Genomic DNA, 16,627 nt, shown 5'->3' on the forward strand with positions numbered 1-16,627 from the left:
ATAGTTAATTTGCCCAAATAAATACAGGTGAATGATCTCTTTTCAGTTTGATTTAAATTTATGGCACTTCACTGGCTTAGACCAAAATAAAGAGTACAAATAACGCTGCGATTGATTCAACGATACACCCTGCTCTTCCTGCTCTTCCTGCTCTTCCTGCTCTTCCTGCTCTTCATTATTACACACCAAAAAAAACGGATGCCAATGACTTGATCAGTCGGCACCCGTTTAATTTTATACATCTACTGATGAGATTAACTCATGATTATGCAGCTGTTACTGTCGCTGGTGTATCTTCACCACGCATAACTCGTGTTAGCTTAGGTGCAATAATCATAGTGAAAATTGCAATACCCGCAGTAGAATAACCAATAATACCAAACACATGGCTATATAGCATTAGTGTCTGATGTGGTTCAACAACGTTTGCAGGCGCCGCAGTTAGCGTCGCAACCCAACCCGCAACAACCGCGGCGGTTGCAGATGTTAAGAACCACATACCCATCGCAAAGCCCATCATACGTTGTGGTACAAGTTGAGCAACCATGGCTAAACCAAGGCCAGATACAAACAACTCGCCGATAGATTGGAATCCATAAGAAACAATAAGCCAGTTTGAATCAACAATACCGTCGCTATTGGCAAAATGCGCACCAAGAACTAACACTAAGAATGACAAGCTACATAGCACCATGCCCAATGCAAATTTAAATGGCATAGAGAAACGATCACCATATTTATTATAAATCATCGCAAGTGCTGGACTCGCAATCATGATCCATAATGGGTTAAGTGCTTGGAACTGTTCAGGCGCAACTTTTATACCAAATAAATCATGCGAGATATTATGGATCGCAAAGAAGTTAAGTGACGTTGGCATTTGGAAGTAAAGGACAAAAAATACAACACCTTGTAACATCAGCACAAACGCAACAAACATTTTTGCACGTTCAAGACCTGATGTTGAGAAGAGCTCTTTAAAATACAGCCCTACAATAGTCGTACCAACCACGATTAAGATAGCGTGTGCGTAAAACAGATGTTGTAATAAAACTGAACTAACAAAACTCAGCGCAATAGCACCAATAACAACACCAATATAGTAAGTTTTATTAACTGGCTTCATATCCGGCTTAGAACCGATAGTTTTAACAATATGACCACTAATAAAGAAGTTAATAAGAGTAATAACCAGGCCAGCAGCACTCACACCAAAAGCAAAGTCATAACCAAATCTCTCTGCGATCCATGGTGATAATAGCATTGAGAAAAACGAACCTAGGTTGATAGCCATGTAGTACATTGTAAATGCACCATCTAGACGAGGATCATCTTTGCCATAAACTTTTGCTAATAAGCTTGATGGGTTAGCTTTAAATAAGCCATTACCCATAGTAATAAAGCCCATTGCGATATAAATAAGATCTGAACCACCGTAACCACTGGTCGCAGATAAACCTAATAAGGCATAACCAACAACAAGCACCATAGCGCCTAATCGAATGGTTCTTTTTGTTCCGAGAACTTTATCCCCTACCCAGCCGCCGATAGCAACAGAGCCATATACCAATGCTGAAAAAGCACCAAATAAAGTAAAAGAAGCGGTTTCTGACATACCAAGAATTTTAACCATATAAACAGTTAAAATTGCTTGCATACCGTAGAAACCAAAACGTTCCCAGAATTCAATTGAAAATATCAAATAGAACGGTTTTGGTTGTTTAAATACGTTCCCGTCAGACATATGCTGCTCCTTGAAAGATTTAAGGTAAAACTAATCTAAACACGTATATTTCTTAATGTTATTTCGCCCCAATGTGAAATAACCAGAATAATGACGCTATACCGTTTTATTAGTAATGAATATAAAGTAAAAAGCAGCTACAAATTATAGTTATGCATTTTCTTACATTAAGACTGAAATAAAACAATAAATAAAGACACCGAAAATGGAATATTACATACCACCAATAAAAACAACATTCTAACCTTCTAATAAATATGAAATTACAGCATTAAAATGACGTTAAAATATTATTTTTTAATCATTACCTTTATTTAATTGCAAACACCATAAGATGATAATAATTATCATTACCTAGAGTAATAAAGTACGTAGTTCCTCTCACGCTATTTTATATTGCTATATACTATTATTTAAAAACGAGAATATACGCAATAGACTTAAAATAATTACATTACTTATTTTTACTTGTATAACTCCCCTTAGGATAATTATTCAGTAGAAGTAGTAAGCTAAGCATGATGCTAATAACATTATCACAGGGTTATTTTATGCAATTAATAGCGCAGGGTTGGATTAATATTTGTACATAAACTTATTATACGTTCAGATTCAGTCATTGAGCCTTCCTATTTAAAAGAAAACTATCAGCAATAAAATGCACTTAAATATATTAAGCGTAATTAATCGTCTGTATCGTATTTTCGAGTAAAGCAGTTAATATTAATGGCTAGTGCTTCGCCAATGCACCAATATCTACATAAATACTATTTATTCTTATCTCTATATTCAAAAATGCCCACATCGTAATGCAGGCATTTATATCATTCAATATTACCTATTAACGATAACAGCGTTCACCCCAACGGGCTAAGCCTGCGGTTACTGAGCCAAAATAACTGCCACTTACAATCGGAATATTAGGTAACTGCTGTTCGATACATTGACGTAAAATAGGTGAACGTGCCGTACCACCCGTCATAAAAATAGCATCTGGCATAATTTGACTTTGTGCCATGGCTTCAACAACAAGTTCTCGCATTTTCTCTTTAGGTGTTTCTATCGCTTCAGCCAATTGTTGTGCTGAAATATCCACTTCAAACAAATCTTGCATTAATGCCATATTTACCGCGTAGTGTGCTTGACTAGATAACGCAATTTTTGCTTCTTCTGCATGACGAATAATCTGATAACCAAGTGTCTCATGATAAACATGTATTAATCGTGACAATAATTGTGGATCAGCAGCGTCATGACGCAGCTTTTCTAACGCACGTAAATTAGCATCACCGTAAAACTCAGTCTGTGCTGCAACGTTATTAATCGCAATCGGATTCCAAAACTGATTAAACGGCATATCAATGCCTCGCGCCGTTTTACTGCCTAAACCAAATTGAGGCATAAGTTGTTTAAACGCTAAGTGGATATCAAGGTCATTACCCCCAATACGTTGACCACTATGCGCTAATAAACTAGCGCTACGGTCCGTTAAATGACGGAAATTAGGTCCCATTTGAATTAATGAACAGTCAGTCGTACCACCGCCGATATCAACCACCAGCACCGTTTTATCCGCGGTTAAGGTTGATTCATACTCAAGCCCTGCTGCAACGGGCTCAAACTGAAAGCACACATTTTTAAAGCCTGCTCGTTTAGCCGCTTGTGATAAAATCCCTTCAGCTTGTTGGTTTGCATTCTCGCCACCAATCCCTTGAAAGTTTACCGGCCGCCCGATAACGGTACTGGTAATATCTTGTTGTAAATTTTGTTCCGCAGTACGTTTAATGTTGACCATCATTGCACAAACAAGATCTTCAAAAAAACTAATTTGGCCGTCACGTAAGCCATTGGCACCCAAAAATGATTTTGGTGATTTTACGTAATAAACTTCTTCGGGATCATCAAGATAAAGATCAAGTGCTGCCTGTCCAAACTGTACATCACCCGCAACAACCTCTATATCTTCTTCACGATTAAAAGCAATCGCACGGCGTAAAACTTGCTCACCAACACTGTTTGATGGTGAAACCCCCATAAAGCGATATAGATATTCAGACACAGCTTCTCGTGTCGGTGCACATAAGGTCGACGGAATATATTGATTATTGTTCTCTAACGGTAAAAGTTTAGGCTTACTATCTTCCATCACTGCAACCGAACAATTCGCGGTTCCATAATCAAATCCAATGTACATCGATTAACACTCACATGCGGCAAAAAAGCCGCTAATAATAGCTGATTATAAGATGTAACACACGGAGATATTTATGCTTAATATTAGATAACCTCTCGGTAGCGATAAACGTTTAACATTCGTCCATAAATGAATTAAGTGGCACATTTTTTATGAGTTTTTATCATTTTGTCGATGCATTTATCATAAATTATAGACATAATGGAATAATTCTTATTTATAAAAGTACCGAAACATGAAACGTATTTATCAAGCTTTTTTTGTTCTACTCTTTACCGTTTTTGCATTATCAGGCTGTTCTGATTCAAAAACACCACAAGAAGGTGATCAATACTCAGTGATCCCAACACCGATGCCTGAAATGAAAGGCATCACTGAAATTTTTTCTCTTTCTTGCGGCCATTGTCGTAAAATGGAAAGCATTCTTCCTGAAATCCAGAAATTAACGAATAGCAATATTAAACAAGTTCACGTTATTTTTAATGAAAGTGCTCAAAAAGCTGCCTTTATTTTCTATGCGGCAATGGTACAAACAGATAACAAACCAAGCCACGCATTAGTTGAGCAATTATTTTCGTTTGTACAAGACTCACCAAAAGATATGACAGCAGATCAACGTAAAGCTGCTATTGATAAGATCTTCCATGATAACAAACTAAAAAGCCCTTATGAGCTAACAGAAGCTCAACAAAAAGAAGTCTTTAAGATGTTCCAACAATCAGAAGATATTGTCCGTAACGCAGCGCTAGAATCAGTGCCAGCATTCCTGATTAATGGTAAATACCTTGTAAATACCAGTGCGCATAAAAATCTACAAGATTTAGCTGACACCATTGATTATCTAAAAAATAAACAATAATCATTTAAATATTCAATTATAAATACCTGTTAAATGACAGGTATTTTTTTATCTCTAACCCAATCACCAACAATAACGGGTTTACAATATTAAGCTTTTATAACCGCGTTACCCCAATCTTAATCATCTTTCCATCAATATCAGTCAAACATCACCCTCATCATTCTATTTGCAGTAAATTATTCCAACTCAACCCCATTTCCATAAAAAAGGCATAACATTTATGTCTAATTTGTCGTACAAATATACGCGCGTATTTATATCTTTATAATACACACAAATGGATTTTTAACATTAGCAAGGAGGTGCTTGTTATGAGTGATATTGCTTTATCTATCAGTATATTATCACTGGTAGCCGTACTCGGTTTATGGATGGGAAACTGGCGCATTAAAGGCGTTGGCCTAGGTATTGGTGGCGTATTATTTGGCGGAATTATTGTCGGACATTATACCGAAACAATGGGCGTTACGTTAAATGCACATACCTTACATTTTATTCAAGAATTCGGTTTGATTTTATTTGTCTACACCATTGGTATTCAAGTTGGGCCCGGCTTTTTTGCATCATTACGAAGCTCTGGTTTAAAACTCAATGGCTTTGCTGCACTGGTCGTATTATTAGGCTGTGTTGTTGCTATCTTGCTTTATATCGTTTTTGATGTACCGCTCCCTATCCTTTTGGGAATCTATTCTGGTGCCGTTACAAACACGCCAGCATTAGGTGCTGGACAACAAATTCTATCTGAGCTTGGTGTGTCCGCTGATTTATTAGATATAACGGGTATGGGTTATGCCGTCGCTTATCCTTTTGGTATTTGTGGCATTCTTATTACAATGTGGCTATTACGATTAATATTTAAAGTTAATATTGATAAAGAAGCAATGGTTTACAACTCCAACAGTGGCGATAAAAAAGAAGGCTTACAAACACTCAATGTTGCCGTTCGTAACCCTAACTTAAATGGCCTCACCTTTATTCAAATTCCAGCGATCACCGAAGGCGCAATTATTTGTTCACGCTTAAAGCGAGGTAATCAACTTTCAATACCTAAAGAATCAACCACAATTGAACTTAATGATGTTTTGCACTTAGTGGGTACAAAAGTAGCACTTGAAAAAGCACGACTCGTTATTGGCGATATTGTTGATATCTCCCTTTCAACAAAAGGTACTGATTTACAAGTTGAACGTTTAGTGGTCACGAATGAAATTGTATTAGGCAAAAAAATTCGAGAATTGGAATTAAAAGAAAAATACGATGTGGTGATTTCTCGACTTAACCGAGCCGGTGTTGAATTGGTGCCTAATAGCCAAACATCACTCCAATTTGGTGATATTCTTAATCTTGTTGGTAGTAAAGACGCTATTGCCGCTGTCAGCGGTATGGTGGGAAATGCTGAACAAAAACTCCAACACGTGCAAATGTTACCTATTTTTATTGGCATTGGATTAGGCATTTTATTAGGCTCAATTCCCTTATATCTACCCGGATTTCCTGCGGCGCTAAAACTAGGTCTTGCCGGTGGTCCTTTAATTGTTGCCTTAATACTGGCTCGTATTGGTAGCATTGGTAAACTTTATTGGTTTATGCCACCTAGCGCTAACTTAGCACTACGTGAAATAGGTATTGTCTTATTCTTGGCGGTGGTGGGATTAAAATCAGGCAGTGGTTTCATTGATACTCTAGTCAATGGGGATGGCTTTAGCTGGATGGCTTACGGCGCACTCATTACCTTCATTCCTTTAGTTATTACTGGCTGTATTGCACGTATGTTTGGTGAGCTTAATTACCTTTCTATGTGTGGCATGTTAGCGGGATCAATGACAGATCCACCAGCATTAGCATTTGCAAATGGACTGCATCCAAGTAATGGGGCTGCGGCGCTTTCTTATGCTACCGTTTATCCACTGGTAATGTGTTTGCGTATTTTATCACCGCAAATACTGGCGATCTTACTCTGGATTGGATAATACAAAAACAGCCATTATCGTTAATATTTAGACGATAATGGCTGTTACTTATAACACAATAAACAGCAAACGATTCGACATCGCCTTATTAATCAACAAACACCAAACATGGCATGCCATGGTGATCTATTTTATCGATACCCGTTTTAAATACCGCTTGTAAACGTTCAACCGTCATAACCTGCTCAACCCCACCAAATGCGACACACTGTCCCTGATCTAACAACATCACATTATCGGCTTCACGTAAGGTTCGATTGAGATCATGATTCACCATGACAACTGCAATACCCTGCTGTGCCATTTTTCGAACCAATTGATACATTGTGGCTTCTTGGCCAATATCTAAAGCAGCGGCGGGTTCATCAAGCAATAACAGCGTTGCTTGAGGATTGATCGTTGGCCAAACTTGTAAACATGCAGCAGCAAGTCGTACTCGTTGCCATTCACCACCAGATAACTGTTGAATATTACGAGATAACTTATCTTGAATATCTAACCGCTGACAAATCTCATCTAATGCTATTTGAAATTGCGCCCTATCCACATTGTGCAAAGCAGAGATGGCAAGTGATAAATATTGAAACACGGGAATAGAAAAGCTGGGTTTATCTTGTTGTGATAAATAGCTACGAACATGCGCTAATGATGGTAAATCATAATCCGCCAAATCATTATTCAATAATGTAATGCGTCCTTGATAATCAAACAAACCCGACAAAATGGATAAAACAGTGCTTTTACCACTGCCATTAGGCCCGATAACATGTGTTATTTGCCCTGAATAAAGGGTTAACGACATCGGTAATAATCGTGACACAAAAGCAATATCTTGAGCGGTTAATATTAATTCAGCCGTTGAACTGTCACTTTTTTCAAACATTATTGCCATTATTTAATCCAACTGCGAACGCATCAGCATCCAAATAAACACGGGGGCACCCAATGATGTTGTCACAACACCAATAGGCAAGTCAGCATCTGCTAATAAAACCCGCGATAAGGTGTCAGCTAATACTAATAATATTCCGCCACAAATAGCAGAAAGAGGCAGTAAATATCGATTTTCAGTACCAAATTGTAACCGTAATAAGTGCGGGACAACTAAACCAACAAACCCAATCACCCCAGCAAGTGCCACCGAACAGCCAACCAATAGCGAGATCATCAAAATCAACAACCACCGAATACGCCTAACATCGACCCCTAATTGACGCGCCGCCACATCACCCAGCATCATCACATCCAATGATTTACCTTGCATACAAAGCACAATCAATACGGGCACAATCACAAATAAGAGTGACAATTGCTCCCAACTCACACCACCGACACTGCCCATCAACCAATACATCAATTGACGCATACTTAAATCATCGCTGAAATAAAATGCCCATGTCACCACAGCCCCCGATAAAATACCAAGCGCAACACCAATTAATAATAAGCGTGCCATAGAGACTTTTTGGCGCCGAGAAAATCCGACTAAAATAAGAGTAAACAATAATGCGCCAGCCATCGCCGCGATCATGGTAATAAAAGGCGTCGGTGTAATAGGAACAAAAAACAATAACAACACCACCGCGAGGCTCGCACCGCCTGAGATACCTAACACACCAGGTTCTGCTAATGGATTACCCAATAATACTTGTAATACCGCCCCTGAACTTGCCAATGCCGCACCAACAATTAAAGCTGCTAATACGCGAGGTATGCGTAATTGTAATAATAATTGTTGCTCAAGCGCGCCATTCGGAGCCCAAGGTAAAATCCAAATCTCACCAACGGCAACAGCAAACACACAAATAGCAACCAATAATAACGATGAGACAATTAAGCAAGTACGCCATCGTCGTTGCTGTCGGTATAATAATTCATTTAACAACATCACTATTTATTACACCCAAAGAGTAAAACCAAACACAATACATTGCCGTTATTATAATGCAAACAAACACGGAAAAAAGTTAAGAATTAAAGATAGTTATCAATATGATGCGTTAGTAATATCACAAACTCGCACTTGCTCATCAAAGATCAAATTGGCTTTTTTTACCATTAACGCTGCTCGTTGCCCAAGCATGACATGTCGATTAGGGAAAACAACCGCCTCGCCACCAACACTGGCGCTATACGTTTGACGTCCATCCACGGCAAATTCATCACCTTCGGCAAAAAAAGTAAAATTGGCAACATCATCATTAAAGGTAAAATAAAATTCAGGCTGTTGTTTAGTAATAGTACGGCTAACTTGATATACCTCAACTTCACTGGTCCAAATAATCGGTAAAGCGACATCCGTAATTAATTGCAACATTGCATCTCTGAAAGGTGCTAATAAAGTAAAATCGTTATGTCCTATCTTACCCACTCGCCCAAGCTCTATCGTTAGGGCTTGCGCGCCATGATACTCCGCACTATACCAAGCAAAAGTTGGTGACGGAGTGTTAGACAATAAAACAGCATTTAATTTTGCATGATGAATAAAACTAAATAATTTATTACTGCGGGTCTGCTTATCGGTATAAGGGCTAATAGCAAAGGTATCATGCTGTGAAGGACGAATAGCACAATGTAAGTCGAGATGCCATCGCTCTGGTTTTATAGCAATAGAAGCACCATAGAAGCTGTTAATGGCTAATTGCAGCGCATTAGCAATCCGACATTCATTATTTCGTTCGGAATTTCTCACTTGAAATAAGCGATTCATATTTTCAGTCATAAATCGTTGTTGATAATTAACCGCCTCAGGGTGGGCGATAATTAACAATAAACGGTGTGTCGGTTGAATATGCCCCAGTACAATACTTGATGCAACGTGTTGAATCAGTTCTATTGGCGAGGTTTCATCACCGTGGATACCAGAGGACAATACAATATCTTTTGCATCACAAGATAAGTCTCTTGGCGTAATTTGCAATACACCACGATATAACAGCTGACAATGTAGCCCAGAATCTAATGTCCATTCTTCCGCTACAAATGGTTGTGAGAAATCACAAGTCGCCTCTAAAAACCGCCCTTGTTTTATTTGCTCTATTAACGTCATGTCGCAACTTCCTTGTTAATATACCTATCTCTAAATATAGCCGTCCTATACATATAATCGTAAAAATAAGCGAATAAAAAACCCAAGTAAAAATACATTTACTTGGGTTTCGGTTCGGATCAGCAAACTTGTGAAAGATTTATTTATTAACTTCTAAACTTTCGACACGTGCCTTAAGTTTCTGACCAGGACGGAATGTAACGACACGGCGTGCAGAGATAGGAATATCTTCCCCCGTTTTAGGATTTCTTCCAGGTCTCTCATTTTTGTCACGCAAATCAAAATTACCAAAACCTGATAATTTAACTTGCTCACCATTTTCTAGAGCCTTCCTAACTTCTTCAAAGAAGACTTCCACCGTATCCTTGGCGTCCCGTTTGCTTAATCCAACATTTTCAAACAGGTTCTCAGCCAAATCGGCTTTTGTGAGCGCCATAGATAACTCCCTCAAGACTATGTTGAATAAATAGTGTTCATACCTAACTAATAAAAAGTATGCCACTGTGAATAAGGTATATGTTAATTAGAGATGTAATTTTAAACTTCAAAAACTACGGGACTATATTATCCCTCTCACTGTTAACTAGACTCAGTCTAAGCCAACTCGCTGATTTTCGCCAACTTTTTTACGTTAACTTCATGTCAAATAACACCATTTTAGTTGCTAAATTTTACTATATCAATGCATCAAGTTGATCTTACTCTTGCACTAAGCAGCGTTAAATCACTAAAGAATCAACAATTTACAGTTTAAAACTCTACCTGATGGCGTTCAAATAGAAAATATAACTATTTATCAAGCTGTTATTATTTTTTAGATCTAGATCAAAAAAAAGCAGCCCCTAAAGGCTGCTTTTCGAAAACAAAGACTTAAATTTAATTATGATGTTTTTTTAATCACGTAGTGATGCATCAAATTTTTCAGCCAATGCATTAACAATACTTTCTACTGCCGCTGCAATATCTGCTTCTTCTAATGTACGTTCAGTTGATTGCAATGTTAGCGCAATCGCAAGACTCTTCTGACCGTCATCAACACCTTTACCAGTGTAAACATCAAACAGATTAACCGCTCTTAATAGCTCACCGCCATTATCACGACATGCTGCAATAATATCATTCGCTGCAACATCATCATTAATCACAACGGCAATATCGCGACGGTTAGCAGGGAACTTAGACAGTGCTACAGCTTCTGGTAAGTCACGCTTATTAATAGCATCCCATTCAACTTCAAACGCAATAGTACGGCCATTAAGACCAAACTTACGCTCAAGCTCAGGGTGAACAGTACCAATAAAGCCAACTTCACGCTCAGTTTCAAGACCAGCATCAACAACAATCGCAGCTGTTTGACCAGGATGAAGTGCTGGGTGCTTAGCCGCTTTAAAGCTGTAGCTGTCTTTTGCTGTTAGCTCAAGAACCGCTTCTAAGTCACCTTTCAGATCAAAGAAATCAACAGTGTTAGTTTCAATGTCCCAATGCTCATCACTACGAGTACCCGCAATCACACCTGCAAGCATCATATCTTGACGCATGCCATTCTCAGCATTTTGATCAGGTACAAAACGTAAGCCAGCTTCAAATAAACGCACACGTGGCTGTTGACGCTTCTGGTTGAACACTACTGTATTTAGTAGACCAGTCCATAAGCTTAAACGCATTGCCGACATATCTGCAGAGATAGGGAAAGGCAGAACCAATGGCTCAATATCAGGCACAATCAGTTTTTGTTGTTCTGGCTCAACAAAACTGTATGTGATGGCTTCTTGGAAACCACGATCGACTAATAAGTTACGTACACGTTTCAGCGGTAAATTCGCTTCTTTGTGTAAGTTCATGCTTAGCGCTGCAACAGGCGATTGATTAGGGATGTTGTTATAACCGAAGATACGGCCCACTTCTTCCACTAAATCTTCTTCGATTGCCATGTCAAAACGCCATGCAGGTGCCGTTGCTTTCCAGCCAGCATCTGTTGTTTCAACATCACAGCCAAGACGCGTTAGGATTTCGACTACTTCTTCAGAAGCAATTGAATGGCCTAATAGACGATCAAGTTTAGAACGACGTAATTCAATTGTTGCCGCTTTTGGTAAATCAGCTTCTGATTCAGCTTCAACGATTGGCGCAACTTCACCACCACAAATTTCAACAAGAAGTGCAGTCGCACGCTCCATTGCTTTCATTTGTAGTGTTGCATCTACACCACGTTCAAAACGGTGTGAAGAGTCTGTGTGTAGACCATAGCTACGTGCACGACCACGAATTGCATCAGGTGCAAAGAATGCACACTCAAGCAATACATCTTTAGTCTCAGCGTTAACACCAGAGAATTGACCACCAAAGATACCTGCAATTGCAAGCGCTTGGGTGTTATCAGCAATAACCAGTGTGTTACTGTTTAATTCAGCTTCGTTACCGTCAAGAAGAGTAAGCTTTTCGCCCTGCTCTGCCATACGAACTACAATACCACCATCAATCTTAGCAAGATCGAAAGCGTGCATTGGCTGACCCATTTCAAGCAATACGTAGTTAGTAATATCTACGATTGCATCAATTGAGCGAGTACCACAACGGCGTAATTTTTCTTGCATCCATAATGGTGTTTCAGCTTGCGCATTAACATTACGAACGATACGGCCAAGGTAACGTGGACATGCAGCAGGAACGTTAACCTCAATTGACATTGTATCAGCCGCTGTTGGCTCAACAATATCAAACTGTGGTTCTGTTACTTCAGCGCGGTTAAGAACACCCACTTCACGAGCAAGACCAGCAATGCTTAGACAATCAGCACGGTTAGCCGTTAGGTCAACATCGATAGTTACATCGTTAAGACCTAAGAATTCGCGGAAATCAGTACCTAGTACTGCATCTGCTGCTAATTCCATGATGCCATCAGACTCAATATCAATACCTAGTTCAGTAAATGAACAAAGCATGCCGTGAGAAGGTTGACCGCGTAATTTTGCCTTCTTGATTTTGAAATCACCAGGAAGAACAGCACCAACAGTCGCAACCGCAACCTTGATACCTTGACGGCAGTTTGACGCGCCACAAACGATGTCTAGTAGCTCTTCAGCACCAATATCAACTTTTGTTACACGTAGTTTGTCAGCATCTGGGTGTGGCGCACACTCAACAACCTGACCCACTTTAACGCCAGTGAATTCACCAGCAACTGCATCAATACCATCAACTTCCAAACCAGCCATTGTGATTTGGTGAGCTAGTTCTTCGCTGTTTACTGCAGGATTAACCCACTCGCGTAGCCAAGATTCAGAGAATTTCATAGATTTCTAGCCCCTAGTGCTTACTTGAACTGTTTTAGGAAACGTAAGTCGTTCTCAAAGAACGCACGTAAATCATTAACGCCGTAACGAAGCATTGTAAGACGTTCAACGCCCATACCAAATGCAAAGCCTGAATATTTTTCAGGATCGATGTTAACTGAACGAAGTACATTAGGGTGAACCATACCGCAGCCCAAAACCTCTAACCACTTACCGTTCTTACCTTTAACGTCAACTTCAGCAGAAGGTTCTGTGAATGGGAAGAATGAAGGACGGAAACGTACTTCAACTTCTTCTTCAAAGAAATTACAAAGGAAATCGTGAAGAATACCTTTCAACTGGGCAAAGTTTACATTTTCATCAACTAACATACCTTCCACTTGGTGGAACATTGGTGTGTGAGTTTGATCGTAATCATTACGGTATACACGACCCGGCGCAATAAAGCGGAAAGGCGGTTGACCGTGTTCCATGGTACGGATCTGAACACCAGAAGTATGCGTACGTAGCATTAAATCTGGGTTAAAGAAAAACGTATCGTGATCAGTACGTGCAGGGTGATCTTCTGCAATATTCAATGCATCGAAGTTGTGGAAAGCATCTTCAATTTCAGGACCCGCTTCAGTTGTAAAACCAAGCTCACCAAAGAAACTTTCAATACGTTCAATGGTACGTGTCACTGGGTGAAGACCACCATTTTCAATACGGCGACCCGGTAAAGAAACATCAACAGTCTCAGCCGCAAGCTTAGCTTCAAGCTCAGCGCGTTGTAGACCGTCTTTACGCTCAACAAGTAATGTTTGTACTACTTGTTTCGCTTTATTGATTTCTTGACCAGCAGTGCGACGCTCTTCTGGTGGTAATTTACCTAGGGCTTGTAGTTGAAGAGTTAAATGACCCTTCTTGCCTAGAAATTGAACTCGAACTTCGTCCAGAGCGACTGATGAATCAGCCTGCTCAATAGCTGCCGTTGCGTTGGCAATAATCTCGTCTAGATGTTGCATCGTATCCTCATCCACCCACAGGTGGCGTCCTTAAGGGAGATATAAAATCGCATAACGATACATATTAAAGAAAGCAGCGTCTAAATCCAAATTGAATCGTAATAAAACAGTAAGTTTGGACGAAAAAAAAACGTCTTTGGCTATTAAAATATGAAATTGTGCTTTTTCAGTACACTAAAAGTAATTTCCAGTAGACTATAAAACAAATTTCGCACTCCTATATTCCATTTTTCTCTCTTTCTAAACCAAGCCAAAAAAAGTAAATTTCAGCTATATTTATTTTGGAATAATTATCATGAACACCCAATCTTTTTCAGCCCTAATCAAAATGAGCATGTTTGCATCCCTACTCTGCTTTGGGCTAGTCATCCTCGGTAATTATGGGATGTTCTCAAGCATGCCAGTTGAAATGAAAGACAACTTAAGTAATCAAATGCACATTGATTATATTCATCTTATTTACTACGTTGGATTCAATTTTATCTTTGTTGGATTTCTTGCTTATTTATTAGTCGGCCTTAAACACTCACAACAACAAATGAAAGCATATTTGGCGCAGCATTAATCGTTTAGCCCATTTAATTCTTAAGCCATAGCAGACTCCATTGTCATCGAACAATAATAATGGGATCTGTTATGCGATCAAAATCACCTACATTTAAGATATTTTTTATCAATTTTGTTTTAAAATTACTCTTTTCAGTGTAACTTATGATCAAAATCAATGTTAGGACCCGATAATGAATACTCAAGATCTTGCAGCTCTCTCTAAAATATCAACTATCGCAGCAATTCTTTGTACTGCCCTACTGTTACTTGGTAACTATAACCTTGCATCAGCAATGCCAATTGCTCCTGAAGATGGCTTCAATTTTATTAATCTTGTGTTCTTTATGGGTTTCAATACGTTATTTGTTACTTTCCTAGCGTTCTTACTTAAAACGCTCGCAACAGCAAATAAAAAGCGTAATCAACGTTATGCCCGTGCATAATCGTTAAGCCATCGATTCTATTTTAAAAACCAGTTATTCTACTGTATGAATAACTGGTTTTTTTATATCTTTAATTCCCTTACCCAGCCATACCACAGCTACATGCTAACCAAACATCCCCTGTTGTGATTTATTTATATTGAAAATTAGGCGTAATATTCAGCCACTAATTTACGTAACTATGTTAAAACAATTCATTGCACAAATTAAACTCAATTCAATAAAATAAAAATACATATAAGTAATTAAATTACAGGGATAATAAACCATGAACATTGAAGTAATGCCTATAACTGCCAATTTTGATATAGAACTTTGTAAAATAATTAAACACGTTGGCGCGGAGTTTGGTGCTGTAGGTGAAGGATTTGGTCCATCAGATGCTGAGGTTTTAAATATGAGCCGCTTTTATCACGATGGTGTCAGTAGTTTATATTTAATCGCATTAGTCGATGGAGAACTTGTGGGTGGATGTGGTATTGCCCCCTTCAATAACAGTAAAACAACGTGTGAATTAAAAAAATTGTTTCTGTTACCTAATGGACGTCAGCTAGGGCTAGGGAAAAAACTCTCACTGCAATGTTTAGAGTATGCAAAAGACAAAGGCTTTGAAGAATGTTATCTCGATACTCTTGCTAGCATGCATTCTGTGGTATTTTTATATGAAAGATTGGGATTTACCCACCTAAAAAAACCATTAACAGGGACTCAACATAGTGGCTGTGATGTTTGGATGTTAAAAAAACTTTAGAAAAAACATAATGTTCAGAAACGAAAAAAGGAGAGCCGAGGCTCTCCTTTCAATATAAACTAGACTGATAAATTACAGTGCAGCTTTTGCCTTTTCCACAAGAACAGTGAAAGTAGCTTTGTCAAATACAGCGATATCAGAAAGGATCTTACGATCGATTTCGATAGACGCTTTCTTAAGACCGTTGATTAGACGGCTGTAAGACATACCATTTTGACGTGCCGCAGCATTGATACGAGCAATCCAAAGTTGACGGAAAGTACGTTTCTTCTGACGACGGTCACGGTAAGCATATTGACCAGCTTTAGTAACAGCTTGGAAAGCTACGCGGTAAACACGTGAACGTGCTCCGTAATAACCTTTAGCTTGTTTAAGAACTTTCTTGTGACGTGCACGCGCTTGTACACCACGTTTTACGCGAGGCATAGGAGACTCCTAACTAAAATTAAAAAATATAAAACTAAAAACTAAAAACGATTAAACGATTAAACGATTAAACGATTAAACGATTAAGCGAACGGAAGCATACGAGCAACTGCAGCCACTTCACAACGAGGAAGGATTGCATTTGGACGAAGCTGACGTTTGTTCTTAGTAGTACGTTTAGTCAGGATGTGACGCTTAGTAGCGTGCTTAAATTTAAAGCCACCAGCTGTTTTTTTGAAGCGCTTAGCAGCGCCACGATTTGTTTTCATCTTTGGCATGAGATGATAACTCCGCATTGTTGATAGTTAATAATCATAGTAATAGGGCGAACAAAAAGTGCTA

Annotated in this window: 15 protein-coding genes; 5 read left to right on the top strand and 10 right to left on the bottom strand. The window is 38.8% G+C overall.

All coding sequences use genetic code 11. The annotated features are described in order from the left end of the window. Positions 1-265 precede the first annotated feature (265 nt). Both dtpA and yegD read right to left on the bottom strand, forming a co-directional pair. Positions 266-1,744: a dipeptide/tripeptide permease DtpA gene (gene dtpA, locus C9J51_RS09265; protein WP_045036139.1), complete on the bottom strand. Its 1,479-nt coding sequence runs from the start codon at positions 1,742-1,744 to the stop codon at positions 266-268. 841 nt (positions 1,745-2,585) lie between these two features. Beyond that, a complete protein-coding gene (gene yegD, locus C9J51_RS09270; protein WP_045040256.1) occupies positions 2,586-3,938 on the bottom strand; it encodes a molecular chaperone in 1,353 nt (450 codons plus the stop codon). Positions 3,939-4,173: 235 nt separating this feature from the next. On the opposite strand from yegD, the gene C9J51_RS09275 reads away from it, so the two are divergent. Beyond that, complete coding sequence (locus C9J51_RS09275) at positions 4,174-4,797, top strand: thiol:disulfide interchange protein DsbA/DsbL (RefSeq protein WP_045040255.1); 624 nt, start codon at positions 4,174-4,176, stop codon at positions 4,795-4,797. Positions 4,798-5,111: 314 nt separating this feature from the next. After that, positions 5,112-6,770: a putative transporter gene (locus tag C9J51_RS09280; protein ID WP_045036142.1), complete on the top strand. Its 1,659-nt coding sequence runs from the start codon at positions 5,112-5,114 to the stop codon at positions 6,768-6,770. Positions 6,771-6,858: 88 nt separating this feature from the next. Here the strand turns inward: C9J51_RS09280 and btuD are convergent, their stop codons facing one another. From btuD to pheS, 6 genes are all read right to left on the bottom strand, one after another. Further along, entirely contained in the window at positions 6,859-7,653 is a 795-nt protein-coding gene (gene btuD / locus C9J51_RS09285) for a vitamin B12 ABC transporter ATP-binding protein BtuD (RefSeq protein ID WP_082064139.1), read from the bottom strand. Between the two features lie 12 nt (positions 7,654-7,665). Then, entirely contained in the window at positions 7,666-8,658 is a 993-nt protein-coding gene (gene btuC, locus C9J51_RS09290; protein ID WP_045040271.1) for a vitamin B12 ABC transporter permease BtuC, read from the bottom strand. Positions 8,659-8,757: 99 nt separating this feature from the next. Next, positions 8,758-9,819 carry a succinylglutamate desuccinylase gene (locus tag C9J51_RS09295; protein ID WP_045040254.1) on the bottom strand — a complete coding sequence of 354 codons (1,062 nt, stop codon included), beginning with the start codon at positions 9,817-9,819 and terminating at the stop codon, positions 8,758-8,760. A 139-nt stretch (positions 9,820-9,958) separates the two neighbouring features. Further along, complete coding sequence (gene ihfA / locus C9J51_RS09300; protein WP_036795089.1) at positions 9,959-10,255, bottom strand: integration host factor subunit alpha; 297 nt, start codon at positions 10,253-10,255, stop codon at positions 9,959-9,961. A gap of 457 nt (positions 10,256-10,712) precedes the next feature. Further along, positions 10,713-13,112 carry a phenylalanine--tRNA ligase subunit beta gene (gene pheT / locus C9J51_RS09305; RefSeq protein ID WP_045036145.1) on the bottom strand — a complete coding sequence of 800 codons (2,400 nt, stop codon included), beginning with the start codon at positions 13,110-13,112 and terminating at the stop codon, positions 10,713-10,715. A gap of 20 nt (positions 13,113-13,132) precedes the next feature. Beyond that, entirely contained in the window at positions 13,133-14,116 is a 984-nt protein-coding gene (gene pheS / locus C9J51_RS09310) for a phenylalanine--tRNA ligase subunit alpha (RefSeq protein ID WP_045036146.1), read from the bottom strand. A 295-nt stretch (positions 14,117-14,411) separates the two neighbouring features. Here pheS and C9J51_RS19410 point away from each other — a divergent pair, with 295 nt between their 5' ends. The 3 genes from C9J51_RS19410 to C9J51_RS09320 all read left to right on the top strand — a co-directional run bounded on the left by C9J51_RS19410 (position 14,412) and on the right by C9J51_RS09320 (position 15,859). Further along, complete coding sequence (locus C9J51_RS19410; protein WP_128081790.1) at positions 14,412-14,681, top strand: hypothetical protein; 270 nt, start codon at positions 14,412-14,414, stop codon at positions 14,679-14,681. A 175-nt stretch (positions 14,682-14,856) separates the two neighbouring features. Next, entirely contained in the window at positions 14,857-15,108 is a 252-nt protein-coding gene (locus C9J51_RS09315) for a phenylalanyl-tRNA synthetase subunit alpha (RefSeq protein WP_045036147.1), read from the top strand. 268 nt (positions 15,109-15,376) lie between these two features. After that, positions 15,377-15,859, top strand: coding sequence for a GNAT family N-acetyltransferase (locus C9J51_RS09320; protein WP_107274983.1), 483 nt, complete (start codon positions 15,377-15,379; stop codon positions 15,857-15,859). 72 nt (positions 15,860-15,931) lie between these two features. On the opposite strand, the gene rplT is transcribed toward C9J51_RS09320, so the two are convergent. Continuing rightward, complete coding sequence (rplT, locus tag C9J51_RS09325; RefSeq protein ID WP_036795101.1) at positions 15,932-16,285, bottom strand: 50S ribosomal protein L20; 354 nt, start codon at positions 16,283-16,285, stop codon at positions 15,932-15,934. A gap of 83 nt (positions 16,286-16,368) precedes the next feature. After that, positions 16,369-16,563 carry a 50S ribosomal protein L35 gene (rpmI, locus tag C9J51_RS09330; RefSeq protein WP_045036149.1) on the bottom strand — a complete coding sequence of 65 codons (195 nt, stop codon included), beginning with the start codon at positions 16,561-16,563 and terminating at the stop codon, positions 16,369-16,371. Between the last annotated feature and the right edge of the window lie 64 nt (positions 16,564-16,627).

This window comes from Photobacterium iliopiscarium, assembly GCF_003026395.1.
Lineage (GTDB): Bacteria > Pseudomonadota > Gammaproteobacteria > Enterobacterales > Vibrionaceae > Photobacterium > Photobacterium iliopiscarium.